At 35.9% G+C, this 17,326-nt stretch carries 22 protein-coding genes and 1 pseudogene; 16 read left to right on the forward strand and 7 right to left on the reverse strand.

Features of this window, described 5'->3' with window-relative positions; all coding sequences use genetic code 11:
• The first annotated feature begins 30 nt into the window (after positions 1-30).
• On the forward strand, positions 31-474 hold the full coding sequence (locus A5866_RS13930) for an LMxysn_1693 family intestinal colonization protein (RefSeq protein ID WP_086445084.1): 444 nt from the start codon (positions 31-33) through the stop codon (positions 472-474).
• A gap of 29 nt (positions 475-503) precedes the next feature.
• Positions 504-1,100: a CPBP family intramembrane glutamic endopeptidase gene (locus A5866_RS13935; protein ID WP_086445083.1), complete on the forward strand. Its 597-nt coding sequence runs from the start codon at positions 504-506 to the stop codon at positions 1,098-1,100.
• A gap of 184 nt (positions 1,101-1,284) precedes the next feature.
• Here the strand turns inward: A5866_RS13935 and A5866_RS13940 are convergent, their stop codons facing one another.
• Genes A5866_RS13940 through A5866_RS13955 form a run of 4 tightly spaced genes read right to left on the reverse strand, consistent with a single transcriptional unit; the run spans position 1,285 to position 4,721 of the window.
• Positions 1,285-1,953, reverse strand: coding sequence for an ABC transporter permease (locus A5866_RS13940; protein WP_010762606.1), 669 nt, complete (start codon positions 1,951-1,953; stop codon positions 1,285-1,287).
• Positions 1,953-2,885: an osmoprotectant ABC transporter substrate-binding protein gene (locus A5866_RS13945; protein WP_086445082.1), complete on the reverse strand. Its 933-nt coding sequence runs from the start codon at positions 2,883-2,885 to the stop codon at positions 1,953-1,955. Before A5866_RS13945 ends, A5866_RS13940 begins: the two co-directional genes overlap by 1 nt.
• A gap of 2 nt (positions 2,886-2,887) precedes the next feature.
• Positions 2,888-3,523 carry an ABC transporter permease gene (locus A5866_RS13950; RefSeq protein WP_086445081.1) on the reverse strand — a complete coding sequence of 212 codons (636 nt, stop codon included), beginning with the start codon at positions 3,521-3,523 and terminating at the stop codon, positions 2,888-2,890.
• Positions 3,524-3,527: 4 nt separating this feature from the next.
• On the reverse strand, positions 3,528-4,721 hold the full coding sequence (locus tag A5866_RS13955) for a betaine/proline/choline family ABC transporter ATP-binding protein (protein ID WP_176271349.1): 1,194 nt from the start codon (positions 4,719-4,721) through the stop codon (positions 3,528-3,530).
• Positions 4,722-5,024: 303 nt separating this feature from the next.
• Here A5866_RS13955 and A5866_RS13960 point away from each other — a divergent pair, with 303 nt between their 5' ends.
• From A5866_RS13960 to A5866_RS14005, 10 genes are all read left to right on the forward strand, one after another.
• On the forward strand, positions 5,025-5,768 hold the full coding sequence (locus A5866_RS13960) for a glycosyltransferase (protein WP_086445080.1): 744 nt from the start codon (positions 5,025-5,027) through the stop codon (positions 5,766-5,768).
• Entirely contained in the window at positions 5,756-6,988 is a 1,233-nt protein-coding gene (locus A5866_RS13965; RefSeq protein ID WP_086445079.1) for a glycosyltransferase family 2 protein, read from the forward strand. Before A5866_RS13960 ends, A5866_RS13965 begins: the two co-directional genes overlap by 13 nt.
• 62 nt (positions 6,989-7,050) lie before the next feature.
• Complete coding sequence (locus A5866_RS13970) at positions 7,051-7,188, forward strand: hypothetical protein (RefSeq protein ID WP_254907602.1); 138 nt, start codon at positions 7,051-7,053, stop codon at positions 7,186-7,188.
• 41 nt (positions 7,189-7,229) lie between these two features.
• Complete coding sequence (locus tag A5866_RS13975; RefSeq protein WP_254907601.1) at positions 7,230-7,718, forward strand: hypothetical protein; 489 nt, start codon at positions 7,230-7,232, stop codon at positions 7,716-7,718.
• Positions 7,719-7,756: 38 nt separating this feature from the next.
• A complete protein-coding gene (locus tag A5866_RS13980) occupies positions 7,757-8,314 on the forward strand; it encodes a hypothetical protein (RefSeq protein WP_086445078.1) in 558 nt (185 codons plus the stop codon).
• 169 nt (positions 8,315-8,483) lie between these two features.
• Entirely contained in the window at positions 8,484-8,801 is a 318-nt protein-coding gene (locus A5866_RS13985; protein WP_086445077.1) for a PadR family transcriptional regulator, read from the forward strand.
• A 281-nt stretch (positions 8,802-9,082) separates the two neighbouring features.
• Positions 9,083-9,286, forward strand: coding sequence for a hypothetical protein (locus A5866_RS13990; protein WP_254907210.1), 204 nt, complete (start codon positions 9,083-9,085; stop codon positions 9,284-9,286).
• Between the two features lie 3 nt (positions 9,287-9,289).
• A complete protein-coding gene (locus A5866_RS13995; protein WP_254907600.1) occupies positions 9,290-10,030 on the forward strand; it encodes a DUF4097 family beta strand repeat-containing protein in 741 nt (246 codons plus the stop codon).
• Positions 10,031-10,357 carry a hypothetical protein gene (locus tag A5866_RS14000; protein ID WP_254907599.1) on the forward strand — a complete coding sequence of 109 codons (327 nt, stop codon included), beginning with the start codon at positions 10,031-10,033 and terminating at the stop codon, positions 10,355-10,357.
• 205 nt (positions 10,358-10,562) lie between these two features.
• Positions 10,563-11,069, forward strand: coding sequence for a hypothetical protein (locus A5866_RS14005; protein ID WP_086281838.1), 507 nt, complete (start codon positions 10,563-10,565; stop codon positions 11,067-11,069).
• Positions 11,070-11,213: 144 nt separating this feature from the next.
• On the opposite strand, the gene A5866_RS14010 is transcribed toward A5866_RS14005, so the two are convergent.
• Together A5866_RS14010 and A5866_RS14015 are read right to left on the reverse strand one after the other, a co-directional pair.
• Entirely contained in the window at positions 11,214-11,408 is a 195-nt protein-coding gene (locus A5866_RS14010) for a hypothetical protein (RefSeq protein WP_086281839.1), read from the reverse strand.
• 445 nt (positions 11,409-11,853) lie between these two features.
• A pseudogene (locus tag A5866_RS14015) lies at positions 11,854-12,744 on the reverse strand (VOC family protein).
• A gap of 115 nt (positions 12,745-12,859) precedes the next feature.
• On the opposite strand from A5866_RS14015, the gene queA reads away from it, so the two are divergent.
• Positions 12,860-13,891, forward strand: a complete 1,032-nt coding sequence (queA, locus tag A5866_RS14020) for a tRNA preQ1(34) S-adenosylmethionine ribosyltransferase-isomerase QueA (protein ID WP_086445076.1) — start codon at positions 12,860-12,862, stop codon at positions 13,889-13,891.
• Positions 13,892-14,090: 199 nt separating this feature from the next.
• On the opposite strand, the gene spxA is transcribed toward queA, so the two are convergent.
• Positions 14,091-14,489, reverse strand: a complete 399-nt coding sequence (gene spxA, locus A5866_RS14025) for a transcriptional regulator SpxA (protein ID WP_086445075.1) — start codon at positions 14,487-14,489, stop codon at positions 14,091-14,093.
• Positions 14,490-14,909: 420 nt separating this feature from the next.
• Here spxA and A5866_RS14030 point away from each other — a divergent pair, with 420 nt between their 5' ends.
• From A5866_RS14030 to A5866_RS14040, 3 genes are read left to right on the forward strand one after another with little or no spacing between them, the layout of a single operon-like run.
• Entirely contained in the window at positions 14,910-15,665 is a 756-nt protein-coding gene (locus A5866_RS14030) for a MerR family transcriptional regulator (protein WP_086445074.1), read from the forward strand.
• Between the two features lie 7 nt (positions 15,666-15,672).
• Entirely contained in the window at positions 15,673-16,281 is a 609-nt protein-coding gene (locus tag A5866_RS14035; RefSeq protein WP_086445073.1) for a GNAT family N-acetyltransferase, read from the forward strand.
• A 1-nt stretch (position 16,282) separates the two neighbouring features.
• Entirely contained in the window at positions 16,283-17,287 is a 1,005-nt protein-coding gene (locus A5866_RS14040) for an alpha/beta hydrolase family protein (RefSeq protein WP_086445072.1), read from the forward strand.
• The last annotated feature ends 39 nt before the right edge of the window (positions 17,288-17,326 follow it).

Here is a 17,326-nt window from a genome sequence, read left to right on the forward strand (position 1 = left end):
GTATCAAAATAGAGAGGCACTTTACCATTTATGAAAAAAATGGTAGTAAGTATGTTGTTTAGTAGTCTAACGTTTGGGACATTTTCTGAAGCGAATGAATTAAATAATAATATCGAACCAATAAGTGGAGTAGTTAATGAAAACGATGAATTTTACTATGTAATTGAAGACACTTCAGGTATTCAATCACGGACATGGGCAAAAACGCAAAGTTATACTATAAAAAAAGGTAAGAGGACTTTCTTAGGAAATTATACAGTATCAAGAAAAACGACTATTGAAATATCTACTGTCGCAGGGCCAGTTACAATAAAATTAGGTCATGCTTATTCTGAAAGTGGTAAATTTAAAAAATATAAACAAGAAGCGAAAATCACTGTCACTTATAAAAGATATAGAAAAGTAGATAATAAGTATGTTGATACTAAGACTGTAACAGCTAACACATCATATACAGATTATGTCCCTGCATAATCTAATCTACGAAATGAGTGAAGTGACTAATGCTTAAGTTTATATATCTTTTGATTTATTTTTTAGCTACAAAAATTATTCCAGCTATGGGAACTAGCTGGAATAGTTTTGATCCAAATTTTATGATTATCCAAAAGATATTCTTTGTATTATTATCAATTTTATTTTTTAAAAATGAATTGATTGAGAGCTTTAAAAAAATAGAGCTCAAAAAAACTATGAGTACCGTATTGATAGCACTAACTTTATTGTTGTTGACGTACGTGATTATGGCTACTTTATTAGATACAACATTAAATTTTGCAGCATATTCTTGGACAATATCTTTCTTTTTAGAAAGTATTTTGTTTGCCCCTTTTATAGAAGAAATAGTCTATCGATATTGTTTTCTTAGTTCCAATCATAGCTATGTAAAACTAGGTATGATGCTGATATCTAGTCTATTATTTGCATTTAGTCATGCAGCGGCAGCAAGTTATAGTTTGATACTTTTAATCCCATTTTTAGTATTAGGGCTCATTTTAAGCACTATTTATATCATTAAAAACAATATTTGGTATAGTATTTTTACTCACTTCTTTTGTAATTTGATTATTTTTGTAATGCCACTAATTATAAGCAGTTAAATAATAGTGTAGCATTCAAAACACTCAAATTTGCTAGATTATTTTAGTAATGACTAAAAAGACGACTCCAACAACTATTTTGCAATTTGGATGCAGAAAAGTCGTTGAAGTCGTTTTTTACTACTCAACTTACCGATAGTAAAACTGTTCCTTTCTAGGATATGAAGAGTACAAAATTTTAGTTCTATGAATGTTTACTCGCTGGATCTAATCGGCGTTCGATCATACCCAACACCCAGTCAGTAATGATCGCCATCAAAGCAGTTGGTAAAGCCCCAACAAGAATAATGGCGGTACCATCTGTGGCATTGGTTCCGCGGATGATGATATCACCCAGTCCACCAGCCCCGACAAAAGCACCAATTGCGGTGATTCCGATCGCTACAACTAAAGCATTTCTAATTCCTGCCATGATCACGGAGACGGAAAGGGGTAATTCTACCATGTAAAGGCGTTGCCACTTAGTCATCCCCATGCCTTTACCGACATCTAAAATATTTCGATCGACCTGGATCATCCCAGTATACGTATTTTTGATGATCGGTAACAGTGAATAGAGAAAGACGGTGACAATAACCGTATTGACACCAAGTCCTAGACCTAGCATTAAAATGGAGAGCATTGCTAGAGAAGGAACTGTTTGGATCAAGTTGGCAATACTAACGACCCAGCCGGCCATTTTTCTTCTACGGGCAATGAAAATCCCGATTGGAATACCCACGATAGCGGCAAATAATACACCGTAAATAGAGATTAGAAAATGCCGAACAAATTGACTCAATACATAGCTGCCGTTTTGTTCAAAGTAATAGATAAACTGCTGGAGCAGATTCATATCTTGTAAATTCTGCATTATTTTCCACCTCCTTCAGATTCGAAGAAATGGTGTTCTTTTAAGAAATTATCAGCCACTGTTGCAGGTTCCATCAAATCATTGTCGGCTTGATAATTTAACTTTTGCATTGTTTCTGTTGAAATTTTTCCAGATAATTTAGCTAAGACATCCTTTAGTTCAGGATGTTTTTTTAAGATTTCGTCTGTTGCAACTGCACAGGCATCATAAGGTGGGAAGAAGTGTAGATCATCTTCTAAAATCACCAGATCATAGCTGCCGATCCGACCATCTGTTGAATAACCTAAGACAACATCCATCTTGTTAGCAGCAACAGCATCATAGACTAAACCGATCTGCATTGGGAAAACACGTTTAAAATCGAAGCCGTATGTTTCGGTGAAGCCTTTGTAGCCATCTCCTTTACGGTCGATCCAAGACGTATCAACACCAGCAGTCAATTGATCACCAACTTTTTTGAGGTCACTGATGGTTTTCAAATTATACTTTTTAGCGGTTTCTTTTGTGACCATAAAAGCGTAGGTATTAGCAAATCCATAGGAATTAAACCATTTTTGCTGAAATCTTTTTTGAAATTCAGATTGAACAACATCAAAGGCCTTTTTCGGATCTTTGATCGGTTCTAAGTTAAGCGTCGTTGTTAAATCAGTTCCAGTATAACGGGCAGCTGAAATTTGTGCATCGCCATTCATCATAGCCTGATGATTGATCGTAGTTGTTGCTAAGTTGTTGATGATCGTCGTTTTTTCATCCGTATAATGTTCGATCATGCCGGCAACTAAGCTGGCTAAAATCTGTGCTTCTGATGTGATTCCTCCGGTAATGGAAATGGTTGAATCATTAGAGTTAGATGCGAGTCCAGGTAAAGAACAGCCTGCTAATAGCAACGCACTGCAACAAGTTAACAGTAATAATTTAAGTTTTTGTTTCATTATTATTCCGCCTCCCTTAATGCTTTAGGCGTCAATTTTTTCTCCAACAGTCCTAATAATAAGTCGGCAGCTAAAGCCAAAATAGTCACAGGAATCGTTCCAGCGAAAATCAAATCAGGTTGGTAGTTGTTTAACCCACTGAAAATGAAATCGCCAAGACCACCAGCACCAATGTAAGAAGCAAGTGTTGCCCATGCAATCACATAGACTGCAGCAAGGCGAATCCCAGCCATGATCGTTGGCATAGCGATTGGTAACTCGACCATAAAAATCGATTGGACATTAGTCATCCCCATCCCTTTAGCAGCATCTTTATAATCTGAGCTGACTTCGCGGATACCGATATACGTATTTCGTAAAATAGGTAATAAGGAGTAAATAAACAATGCAATGATTGCTGGAATTTTTCCAACACCAAAAATTGGGATCATCAAAGCAAGTAAAGCCAGTGATGGAACGGTTTGTAAGGCACTGGTCAACCCAATAACGATTGCAGCGGTTCTTTTGGTTCTGGTCAACAGGATTCCAATCGGTACAGCAAATAAAATCCCTAGTAGCAGTGCTATACCAGAAATAAAAATATGTTCACCAATTTTAGTGACAAGTTCATTTCCTCTTTCTAATAAAAACTGATTCATTTTTTTACACCTCCGCTTGAGGCTGTTTGACATCAGTTGGTTCTGATTCATTTTGAGTTGGAGCAGTTTCTTCTGTTTCTTCTTCACCCCAGATAACATCGTAAACGATATCTACTAGAGAAGCTCTGGTTAAAATACCAACGACTTTTTGTTGGTCGTCTACAACAGGAACATATTTTAAGCCACGTTTTAAAATTCGTTGCAACGTATCACGCAATAAAGAAGATTTTTTTACAAAGAAGACTTTTGGATTCATGATATCACTAACACTGGTAGCCGTATTTCTACGACGGTCAAGGGTTTCAACATCGATAAAGCCTTTTAAAACACCAGATCCGTCAACGACTAGTAAGGTATCAACCCGTTTTTCTCTCATTAGTTTGATTGCTTCAGATAATGATTTTTCTGGTGTGATCGTGATAGCGTTATTAAGCATCACTTCACCAACCGTAGTAATATCAGGTTTTGCTTGGATCAAACGATCTTCACCAATTAATTCTTCGACAAATTCATTGACTGGATGACGTAAAATATTATCCGGCGTATCAAATTGAATCACTTTACCTTCACTCATAATGGCAATTCGATTGGCTAATTTAAGGGCCTCATCCATATCGTGAGTAACAAATACAATTGTTTTTCCTAATCGTTCTTGTAAATCTTTGACTAAGTCTTGTAAAGAGTCTCTAGTGATTGGATCTAGTGCACCAAAAGGTTCATCCATCAAGATAATATCTTGATTGGCTGCAAGAGCCCGAACAACGCCGATTCGTTGTTGTTGTCCACCAGATAATTCGTTTGGATAACGATCAAGCATTTCTCTAGGTAGTTCCACTAAATCGATCATTTTTTCTGCGATTTTATTGCGTTCTTCAAGGTCTACTTTTAATAACTTCGGTACAAGTACGATGTTTTCTCTAATTGTCATATGTGGCATCAACCCGATATTTTGAATAACATACCCGATTTTTCTACGCAACTCAACAGGATTAATCGTTTGGATATCTTCACCATTGATCAAGATTTTCCCTTTTGAAGGATCCGTCATCCGATTGATCATCCGCATTGAAGTTGTTTTTCCGCTACCACTGGTTCCGATAAAGCAGATAAATTCACCTTTATCAAAAGACAGATTGATGTCATCTACAGCGATTTTCCCGCCTTTGTAAATTTTTGAAACATGTTGAAATTCGATCAACTTTCTCACCCCAAATTCTTTTTTCTTGGTCTCGTTTCTTACATAATTACAATGTTTCCTAACAAATGTTTCTACTACTAGTATGCTACAAAACAACGATTTGGACAAATCAGAGGTTTTTATGACCATTCTTAAGGTCAAAAAGAATGAGATGAGCAACGTATTTTTCTAAGAAATGCTGGAAAAAGAGAGGAAAGAAGGATTTATTAACTATTATTCTATTAACAATAGTTGAAAACCTTAGTATATTGTTGACTAGCAACTACTGTTTTATGAATAACAGGAGGCGAAAAGGAGGAAAAAATGGAAAAATTTGGGTTATGGTATTTGGTATTTAGTTTGAGTTATTTGTTTTTATTTTATCTTGTAGCGAAGAGAAATGAAAACTATCGGAAATTTGTCTTAACTGGTTTTGTTATTATCCAATTTATTTACTTAGCTTGGCGGTTTGTTTATACAATTCTTAGTGGAAGTATTGTTGAAACGATTGCCGGGAGTTTATTATATCTGGCAGAATTTATGGGATTCATTCAGGCCTTTACTCTAGTAATCTTATTTTGGAAGCCGTATAAACGGAAAGAAAAAACCGTAGATGAATTAAAAGTGTTACGCACTGTTGATATTTTGATCGCTACCTATAATGAAAATATTGATATTTTAGAAAGAACTGTTGTAGGGTGTTTATCTATTGACTATCCTAAAGAGCTATTAAAGATCTATCTTTGTGATGATGGAGATCGCTTGATAGTAAAAAAATTAGCAGAAAAACATCATGTTGAATTCATTGCTCGTCCAACACATGAGCATGCCAAAGCTGGGAATTTAAATTATGCACTAACCAAAACTAGCAGAGAAATTATTGTGACTCAAGATGCAGATATGGTGCCTAAACGTGAGTTTTTACAACGAACGCTTGGGTATTTTGCGCAAGAGGATGTTGGGTTTATTCAAACACCGCAAACGTTTTTTAATTCCGATATATTTCAACACAATCTATATTTAGATAGTGAAATCAATAATGAGCAAGACTTTTTATGCGTAGTTTAGAAGAAGGCAAAGATCAATTCAATGCAGTACTGTACGTAGGAAGTAATGCATTATTTAAGCGGGCCGCCTTAGATTCGATCGGTGGATTCACAACCGGTGTGATCACAGAAGATATGGCTACAGGTTTATTGTTGCAAAATAATGGCTGGCAAGGCGTCTTTGTCAATGAAGCGCTCGCTTCAGGCCTTTCTCCAGAAACGTTAGCAGATTATGTGAAACAACGGGATCGTTGGGGACGTGGTAATGTCCAAGTTGCTAAAAAAATATACATTAAAGAAACTGAAAAATTAAGCTTCATTCAAAAATGGTTTTATCTTGATGGTGTGCTGTACTGGTATTCTGGCATGTATAAATTGATTTATTTACTATGTCCATTTTTATATTTGGTTTTTAACATTTCAAGCTTGAAAATGACGTTGGCGCAACTAGTGATATTTTGGTTACCAGCATTTTTATCGGGAAGTCTGATGTATAAGTCAGTTACTAGAAAAAAATATAATTCCTTCATAAGTAATATTTATGAACTTGTTACAGCACCGCAAATTTCTTGGGCAGTTTGGAAAGAGACCTTGTTTAGTCCTAAAAAGAATAAAAAATTCCATGTGACGATTAAAGGGATCCAAGGGGAAAAAAGCTACTTTGATTGGCGCAACTGCAAAATTCAGATCCTATTATTAGGGGTAAACTGTTTCGCTTTGATTTATTATATCCGGCAATTAGATCTAAGTCAGCTACAGTGGAGGAATGTTTTATCCATCAATATTTATTGGTTGTTGCATAACATTGTTAGTTTGACGGTAGCCGTGTGTGTGGCGTATGAACGACCAGGTTTACCAATGATCATTCCAGTTGATTATCAAGGCAAATTAATAAAAGAAGATCAAGAGATCCCAGTTCAAATCAATTATTTAGGTGAGAAAAGCGTGACTATCATTGCCAATCAACAAGATCCGTATCTAAGCACGTTACTTGATCAAGAAACAGGATTTCTGTCTTTTCAGAAAATAAAAAATGTGAAATTGATTCGTTCGCGTACTATTAATTTAGCGGGAAAAGTTGAAATCACATTCAAAATTCAAAAGTTTTCACGAAAAAATCACTATCGCTGGTTATGGCTGATTTATTCTGATCCAACCTATGGAATTGGGGATATCCAGTCAATTAGAGTTAAGTTTTATACGATTTTTAAATATATAGTCAAAAATAGAAAAGATGCATAAAAAAATCAACAGTTACTGTCACTAAGGAGCCAATTAGACGTATGAAAAAAAAGAGAATAATTATGATGCTAGCGTTTATAGTTGTTGTTTTCACTGGATGCGCAAAGAATGCTGATCCTAAAGATGTCGCTACAGCTTTCATCAATAATGTAATTTATGATCGAGATAAAGAAGCGGGGAAAACTATTTTTATCAGTTAGGCGCACCTAGCCAAGAAGACCTGACACAAGATTTTTCTGAATTGTTCGGACTTTCAAAAGAACAAGCAAAAGAGTTAGTAACGATCTATCAGGAGCGACTTGAAAAGGAAACTAGTTTTTCAATAAAGGTAAAAAATAGCAAGTCAAAGAAACAAGAAGTAGAAGTGACGGTTACAGGACTGGATCAGACAACATTTGATCAAGTCATTGATCAAAAAAACGATGAAGAATTGGTCCAATGGTTAAAGAATAAAGGCTATGATACGATCGGAAAATTAGATGATATCGACAAGCTTTCTGACGAAAAGCAATTAAATGGGATTTTAAAAGAATTAGACGCATTAAAAGAAGAAGACCTTAATCAAATCCAATTTGAAGCATTGAAAAAAACGTTTAAAGAATTGAAGGCTTCCAAAGAGTCAAAGACGATCCATTTAGAACTGGAACCAGATAAAAAAGAGCAGAAATATTGGATCATTATAGATGAAGAAAAACGTTTTAACGAATTGCTAGATGCTTTCCAAGGATAACTAGAGTAAAGAAATATGTTGATTAAGGAGAAGTTAGAATGAAAAAATTTATAGTATTTTGCATAGCTCTTTTAATAATCGGGATCGGGACGACCCAGACGGTAAATACCGCAGATGCTGCTTTTTCAAAAGATGAAGCAGTTAGGGAGCGGTTTGCTTTAAAAAGAGAAAGACTAGCAGAAGTCGTTTCTAAAAAGATCGCTCATGTAGAGAACTCAATCAAGACAAAACTAAAAGAGCAAGAAGCAAAAAAAGTTCAAAAACAAAAAGAAGAGACTGAAAAGAAAGAGACCGCTAAAAAAGCGGAAGAAGAAAAAGTAGTCAGTCAAACCGTAGCTCAAGAAGCAGCAAATGAACAAGCAGCAGGCCAAGATCAAGCTGCAGCACAACAACCAGTAGAACAGACCCAAACGCCACTAGCACCTGTTCCTGTTGAGGAGCCCGAAGCGGTGTCTGGCGCCTCATCTAGTGGGCGGGAAAGAGGTCAGCAAAATAGAGAGTGGGGCCGGCAGTTGGGTGATCCTAATTTGACACCAGAAGAGCGTCAAGGTATCATTCAAGAGAAAAAGAATTACAACCGCAATAACCACCGATAAAGGACTGAACAAGAATTGTACCAAAGAATAAAGCACTTTGGTGCAGCGCTTAATGTGCTGTTTTTTAGAAATTAGACATGTGCTCTTTTCATAGTCGATTTATTTCAGTGGTTACGTATAGAAACTGCGGGTAATTTGTCAATCAAAACTGTGATAAGGGGATTGAGCGATGAGGGCTTCCAGCCAATTTAAAAAAGGTGCTTTAGAAATGTGTGTACTTCATTTTATTCAAAAAGAAGATCGATATGGATACGAATTAACACAACGAGTGAATCAGTTTATACCAATTACCGAAGGGGCGCTTTACCCAGTTTTACGCCGATTAGTTAAAGAATCATATTGTGAGATTTATACCAAAGAATCACCAGATGGTCCTTCCAGAAAGTACTACCAAATGACGGATAAAGGAAAAGAATATTTGGAGCTTTTAGAGCGTGATTGGGACGAATTCGTTGAACAAGTAAGTAAACTGAGGGAGGCAGATTAGTGAACACAATGGAAGAATATTTAAACCAACTAAAGGCTGCTTTTGCTGAAGAAGATATAGAAGATTTTAACGAGCTGAAAGAAGATTTATTGAAGTAATTAGCTATTTGTTTAGAAGAAGGACAAACAGAAGCAGAAGTTGTTGCCAGACTTGCTCCGCCAGAAGAAATAGCTGCTGATTTTTACGCAGATCTAAGCTTAGATGCTGCAATCAATGCCAAAACTTCTGTTGTTCCTAGAGAAGAAATTCAAGATGTATTCATTCAAACTCAGAAAAAAAGAATGCAAAAATTTATCAAGACGGTATTTAAAGTGTTGAGACCATTATTTCTTTTAGGACTGTTGGCAGTCTTTGGATTTTTCTTGATCTATGTCGTAAAAGAATTGATAGAAGAACGAAATCTTGCTGGTATTCCAACAATTTTATGTTTATTTTTATTGGCGATTATCTTACAAGTTATTAAAAGTTGGTTTAGTCAAAAGTAGCGCTTGATCATTGGGGTTGCAATTGGTTTATCTGGACTTGGCATCGCATTGTTGCTATTTTTTTCAGTAACAGGCCAGTTAATGTATAGCGGTAGACAATATTACAAAGAAATCAATCTAGCTTCCAGCAATCATGCTGCTTTTAGTTTTGATTCAGATGCAGATGTTGAGATCACCACAGTTGAGGTATCTAGTACTGAAAAACCAAGCTTAATGGTGAAAGGCAGATTCAAAGAAAGTGACATTAAAAAGATCGAAAATGGCTCATATGACCATAAAGTTGACTTAACATTGGATGAGGAAAATATTTTTGATTCATTCACACGAACAGGACGTTCAGAAGTGATTTTCTTTATTCCGAAAGGGACGATCCTCGATGATTTTCACTTAGGTTTAAGCCAAGTCGATTTACGTTTGCTGGATATCCAAACGAAAAATTTTGACTTAGATTTAATTTCAGGAGATGTTTATGCCAAAAATATTATTGCAGATGAAGGCAATGTAGCTAGTGATTATGGCGACGTAATTATCGAAGAATCAGCGATGAATTTAAACGTTAAAAGTACTTCGGGCAAAACAGTTATCACTGGTATGCTGGGTGATTTAACGATCGAAGGCAATAAGGGACTTTCTATTTTGAAATTTTTACGTTCGGATAATGTTGTTTTGAACAATCATTCAGGACGAATGATTTTAGAAGACTCCGAAACAAAGAAACTCACGGCCACGGCAACAGATGGTTAAGTGATTGTAAAAAGAACCAAAGGGGATCTTTTAATGGTCAATGAGAGCGGCAAAATCGTTTCAGAAGAAAATCAAGGGACATTAGATTTAAAAAATGGCTCTGGACCAACAATTGCTATTCAAGAAAGTAAAGTAAATGCAACTGTATCCAGCCAATCGGGTTTTATCAAATGGCTCCAAGACCCAAGTCAAGCAATCAAAGTTATTGCTAGTACTGGGACTGGCGAATTGAGAAATGATTTTTCTGATGTATCAAATGACGGAAAATATAAAATTGATGTAAAATCAAAAACTGGCGATGTTAAAATTTTGGAAAAAGTTGAATAGGTTTTAGCAGTTTGTCGAAGAGATGACAATGGTCTAGTTTTATGAATTACAACGGGTCTATTATATAAGGGGAGTTAGGCAAAACATTCTCCTTAAGCTTGAATGGGTGTTATAAAAAAATCGAAGGTTGAATCTATGTTTTAATAAAGCAGCACTTTGGTAGCTGTCTTTGCTCGTTTTTCAAAAAAGTTTTAAGGAGAAAAGGATGTTTAAAAAAAGGAAGATTAAAAAGTGGTTTGAACAAGGAAAGCGTTCCTTGGAAACAAAAGATTACCAACAAGCAGTTTATTTTTTCAAATTGGTTATAGAAGCAAGTATCAAAAATGGCGGCATTCAACTAAATGAGTGTTTCAATGCGTTTATTTCACTTGGTGATATTTATAACGAGGAATTGTGTTTTGAAGAGGCTGATCAGCTATATCTTATGGCTGCAGGGATGGATTTTTCAGCAAAATTTGTGTTGTTGAAAGAAGAGTTGTTTCATGACGATTCAAAATATAACCTAGATAGAAAAAAATGGTTGAAAAAAAATATGATTGATTTTACCGATATCATTCAAGCCAATGATGGTAAAAAATGGTTTTTTTTAATTGAAGAGGGAAAAACGAGACAACCAAAATTAATACCAACCAAAAAAAGAAAACCTCAAACTCCGATAGATGAAGAATCCTTTTGGTCCAATGAGGACTATCTAGATACTCAGAATATCTAGATGGATGTCCAACAGAGAGGCTGAGAGAAACACCTATGAGGGCGATAGCTCTCATAGGTGTTTCTCTCGCTCTTTTTTTTACCTATTTTAATTAACAAAGAAGTCAAGTAGGCTACTAAAAAATAGAGAATAATTCGCTTATTTTCATAATAAAACAAGATAAATGAAATATTTTCTGACACTTTGTTGACTATGAAATTGTTTTTCTTTAAAATGAGTAATAGATAGAAACGAATATAATAAAAAAGGCACTTCACAAATCAGTTGGCGCTGATTCGTGAAGCCCTGATAAGTCAGAGAAAGCTGACCAATCAAGTTGCCCTTGTCAATGCGTAACATCGACATATTCCATTTTACTCAATTTTGGGAGAAATATCTAGAACTTTCTTTTCCAGAATTTAAGATGGATTATGTGATGCCTATTTGTTGAACATGCAATGGTGTTGGTAGAGTTTACCGATACCATTTTTTTGTTTCTATCTAGAGAGTGTAAAGAGTTGGATTGTGAATTGCTTTAACTGAAGCCGACAGTCAAAAGCTGTTTCATAAATTTGATCTTTGCAGTTTTGCAAAAATCAAAGCTGGACAAACCTAGTAGAATCGTTGAGATGGTAATGTTCTGTTTTGTTTGATCTAGTCTTTGATTTTCAAGAGGTATAAACAGGAGCAGAAGAACAAAAATAATCTTGACCTATTCTAGATAAGTTCATTTATTTTTGTCTTTGGCACCTGTTTGTATCTTAGGGTAAGCTACATAGAGGATTTTACTTAAGAGTCATTCAATTTATGGTTCATGATAAAGAGTTGCTTCGATCTCTGTCCGCTTTTTTTCCAAGAAGGGCGGCAGTGCAAGCTGTTCACCTAAAGCGTCTAAGGGTTCATCGATCGTAAATCCAGGTGTTAAAGTAGCGAATTCAACACGATTACCGCCGGGTTCTCTGATGTACAAGCTTTTAAAATAACTACGATGGATTATTTTTTCAATATGCTAACCTTGTTGTTTCGCTTTTTTATATAGATGATCAAGAGCCGTTTCATCTTTAATCGAAAAGGCTACATGATCCATACTGCCTCGACCCATCCTCGTTTTTTCTGCTGTATCGGTCTGCACTAGCTGAATAAAGTCTGTTCCATTCAGCTGTAGATACCCCTGATCAGTTTTCCACCCTAACAATCGATAAAAAAATTCTGCTGTTTTTTCAAGATCAGCGACATGAAATTCGGTCGACAAAAGACCTAAAATTTGCTTGTCGCCAGGAATGGAGTTTTGAACCTGTAACGCCTTAGCTAATGATGGTTGTTCTACTTCAACTAGCCGAATAGTTACTTGATCTCGATCTTGAAAATATAATGTGTTTTGTTCTTTAGTGAAGATCGTTTGAGCTTCAGTTAACCGCTGTTCCCAAAAGTGCAAGCTGCCTTTGGGGATTTTTAGTCCGATTGAATTTAAAAAATGGTCATTATCATACCGATTAGCGAGTGCCGCAACAACGAAAAAGGTAATGACAGAACCAGGTGTTCCAGCGTAATCTCCGTAATAGTAGTGAAGCATTTTGTGATTCTCTTGATTGACTGTTTTTTTTACAAAACGCAACCCAAGAAGCGTTGTGTAAAAAAAGTGATTTTCCTCAGCGTATCTAGTCAATAAGGAAACATGATGAAGTGGTGCAAACATGATAAACCTCCTAGTTTCAAGTATTTTGTCTTTTAGCAAGGTGTTTTCTTCGTAGCCAGATAACGTAAAAAATGGTAGAATAGCCAAGACAAATCAAGTAGAAAGAGTGACAAATATGCTTAGTACAGAAGATTTTGATTTTGATTTACCAGAAGAGCTAATTGCTCAAACCCCTTTAAAAGATCGAACGAGTTCACGTCTTCTGGTTTTAAACCGTGATACAAAGGAGATAGAAGATAAACATTTTCATGATATTATTGATGAATTAAACGCTGGAGATGCGCTAGTCATGAATGATACGCGTGTATTACCAGCGCGCTTATATGGAGAAAAACCTGAAACTGGTGGCCATTTGGAAGTGCTGCTTTTGACAAATACAGAAGGTGATACGTGGGAAACGCTGATCAAACCAGCCAAGCGCGCAAAAGTTGGCACAAAAATCAGCTTTGGCGATGGTCGTTTAAGTGCAACCGTTGTTGAAGAACTAGAACATGGTGGTCGAATCGTTACGTTCAGTTATGATGGAATCTTCTTAGAAATCTTGGAATCACTTGGCGAAATGCCTTTGCCACCGTATATAAAAGAGCGTTTAGAAGACCCAGAGCGATACCAAACCGTCTATGCAAAAGAAAATGGCTCTGCAGCGGCTCCTACTGCTGGTTTGCACTTTACACAGGAACTACTTGCTAAAATCCAGTCAAAGGGCGTGAGGCTAGTTTATTTGACCTTACACGTCGGTTTGGGTACATTTCGTCCGGTTAGTGTTGACAATATTGCAGAACATGAAATGCACAGTGAATTTTATCGTTTAACTGAAGATGCGGCTAGCCAATTAAATGAAGTTCGTACGAACGGCGGTAAAATTGTTGCAGTAGGCACGACCTCGATTCGGACTTTAGAAACAATCGGAACGAAGTTTGATGGCCAAATCAAAGCAGATAGTGGTTGGACAGATATTTTTATTACCCCTGGCTATGAATTTAAAATTGTCCAAGCCTTTTCTACTAATTTTCATCTACCTAAATCAACATTAGTGATGTTGGTCAGTGCATTTGCTGGGCGTGATCTAACCTTGGCTGCGTATCAACATGCAATCGATGAACGTTACCGTTTCTTTAGCTTCGGTGATGCTATGTTTGTAAAGTGAGATAACGAAAAATCAATCAGAAAAAGACTCGTTCTATTTGAACAGAGTTGGAATAAGAGCCTGAAACATACCTTTAAAAGGTATGTTTCAGGCTCTTATTATCCGAATAAACGGTGGGGTTGTTTCTGCCCCAACCTCTTCATGCTCAAATTTAGAAGAAGCCGATTTTTTTACGTTATTAGATTCGAGGTAGTAACAGTTATAAGCCGCTTAAAAGCAATGTTTGTGATAATTCTCTTTTGCGAACAGATCTTGGTAAAAAGCAACGAATTTCATCTTCGTTAAAGCCAATCTGCAATCTTTTTTCATCGATCATAATCGGGCGGCGTAATAATCCGGGGTTGTCTTTCACCAGCTCCAATAATGCATGTAAAGATAATTCGTTGATATCTATATCTAGTTTTTGAAAAACTTTGGAACGGATTGAAATAATATCTTCCGTGCCTTCTTCAGTAAGAATTAATATATTTTTTAGTTCGTCTAATGTAATGGGAGTAGTGCCAAAGTTCTTTTCTTTAAATGGAATATCATGATCAATTAGCCAACGCCGCGCTTTTCTACATGATGTACAGCTATTTGTAGTATATAATTTTAACATAGTTTTCATATCCTTTCGAAAATATTGGTACATACCTATTAATAACTATAATATACTAAAAGTAAAGAATTCACAAAATAAATGCTTATAAAATAGCTGTTTATCTCTAGTAAAAGGAAGAAATAACTGAAAATTCACAAACTTTTGTTATTTTTTTCGGATAAATTACACTATTAGCTTTAATACATAGTGAAGTTGTTTGTTATGTATGCACGAACATCCAATAGCATTTTTTTTATTATGATTTTGAAATCGCTTTCGTATGGTGTGGAAAAGGAACTATTTTTTATCGGCACTTGACTGTTGGGTGACCTCATAGTTTATGCTAACAGAACTAAGAACAAACGCTCACCAAAAAACTGGACCACATTTTTAGTCGTTTTAGATGAGCATATCTATTTTTTATTGGAGGAGATCAAAATGGAAACATATTTAACTATGGGACAATTAGCTGAATTATTGGCTATTTCCAAACACCAAATTCGCTATAACGAAGAAAAAGGCTTGTTGTCGCCAGCATTTATTGATAATAATGGATACCACAAATACGGTATTGATCAAGTGTATCAGTTGGCAAATATTCTTTTAATGAGAAGTTTAGGCGTATCAACGGCTCAAATTACTAAGTTTATGACCAATCAGGATAACGTTTGGGCGGAACAAACGTTAAAAGAAACACTACAAGCTACAGAAGACAAAATTCACCAATTAGTCGTTGCTAAAAAGAAAATTGAAGCGTTATTGCCAGAGATCGAACAAAAAGAGGAAGGATATCTTAGCTTGCCAGCAAGAAATTTGAGGAAAGTCTATTCATATCCAGTGATGGAATCAATGAATATAGTTGGCTTCTTTAAAGCTTTCAAAAATACTCAAAACAACCAACCTATGCTTTTTGAATCACTCTATTATTTAGTCTGCGATCAGCAGATGGATGTTTACGTTGAAGACCCTTTGGCAAAAGATAAACGTCTAAAAGCGGGTGACTATGTAGTAAAAAGAGTTTGGGTAGAAGAAGAGGCAGAATTGTTAGAAGCTGTTGATAACTTTAAGCAAGACACCAACTATCCATCCTTAGGTGTATCAGAAGTGATCATCAAAGAGGAAGCCTATTCTTCTATTTTAATGAACAATAAACTTTTGTATGAACTTCAAGGGTTTATTTCAATGAAAGGGTGAGGGGGGTATGAATAATAGCATCCATGTGATTGCTCGTGATCAATTAAGTCAGCAGGAAGAAAAGGAGGTACTTAGGTTGTTGCTAACATCTTTTTCCGCTAAATTTGGAACACTCCATCTAAAGCTAGCTGAAAAGCTGAATATTTTAGTTTATCTTGAACGAAAATATTCTCAGCAGATCGCTCCCGTTGATTATATTGCAAAGAAGGAAAACAAAATCGTCGGGTTATTGACTATTGCGGGAAAAAATAATTATACCCAAAAACTAGCGTATCCTTTTGATTTAGTTAAAAAGTATGGTTTTTTTACTATCGCTCACTATCTCTTATTGCTGACAGCGCTAGAGTATCGTCCAGCTGATGAGGAGCAGTATATTGAAAATATTGCAGTATACGAAAAATTTCAAAAACAGGGAATTGCGAAGGAGTTAATCCAGACGGCACAAACAAATACGAAAAAAGGTGAAAAGCTGACCCTTCTTGTTTCCGCTAAAAATACACATGCAAAGCGCCTATATTTGAAGTGCGGGTTTTCAATCGTTAAAAGGAAAAGAAAAGTTCTTTTAGGTTTTTTAGTGAATGAACCAAATTGGCTTTTTATGGAATGGAGTAGATAAGATGAAACGAGTGAAAAAGTTGATCCTGCTCTTTACAGGATTACTTATGATTTTAGGCATATTTATTTGGTATGAACATTTTTATGATATGCATGAGACCACTAAATGGATTCCAACTACTAAAGGCCGTTTAGCTGCTGTGTTAACACAACCAAAAGGGCGTGAGTCTCGTGGAATCGTAGTGCTAGTTCATGGAGATGCAGCAGTTGATGCCACAAACGAAGGTGGTTATAGGCCTATGATGGAACAATTTGCTAAAGCTGGATTTACAACTATTTCTTGGGCAAAACCAGGGGTTACTGGATCAGCAGGAAACTGGCTGAATCAATCGATGGATGATCGGGCAGATGAAGTAACTGAAGTCATTCAATGGGCAAGGAAGCAGCCAACCATAAATACAGAGAAAATTGTGTTATGGGGAATAAGTCAAGGTGGTTGGGTTGTCCCAAAAGTTGCTGCGCAAAAGAAAGTCCCGCTTTCTAAAATAATCTTGGTATCGCCAGCGATTGACTGGTTAACGCAAAATACGTATTATACGACACAAAAATTAAAACGAGAAGGCAAAACACCGCAACAAATCACAGAAGCCTTAGGAAAAGAAGCACAAGTAATCACGTTATTAAAAAATAATGTATCTTTTCAAGAATATCTAGCAAATACGCCAGAATCAGAGCCAATGTCAAAAGAGCGCTGGTCCTTTGTTAAAAAAAACTTCAGAGGGAACAGTCGAGCTGATTTAGAAAAAATAGATGTCCCAGTTGAGTTGATCCTTGCTGACCATGACCAAAACGTAGATATTAAGGACACTGAAAAAACATACTCAGAAAAAATACCAACAGACTTGCTATCTGTTTATAAAATGAAAAATGCCGCTCATAGCATGGTATATGCCAATCTTGCCCAATCAGAATTTTTAACAACCGCAGCCTATTTGTTAGCACCTAAAGATTTTTTGATCAATAGAGCCTTTTTAAGGCAATCATTTTTATCTGTTGCAAGAGATTGAGTATCCCTTACTATTTTTTGCTAGTACTTCAGTTGATTA

Source organism: Enterococcus sp. 12C11_DIV0727, assembly GCF_002148425.2.
Lineage (GTDB): Bacteria > Bacillota > Bacilli > Lactobacillales > Enterococcaceae > Enterococcus_L > Enterococcus_L lemimoniae.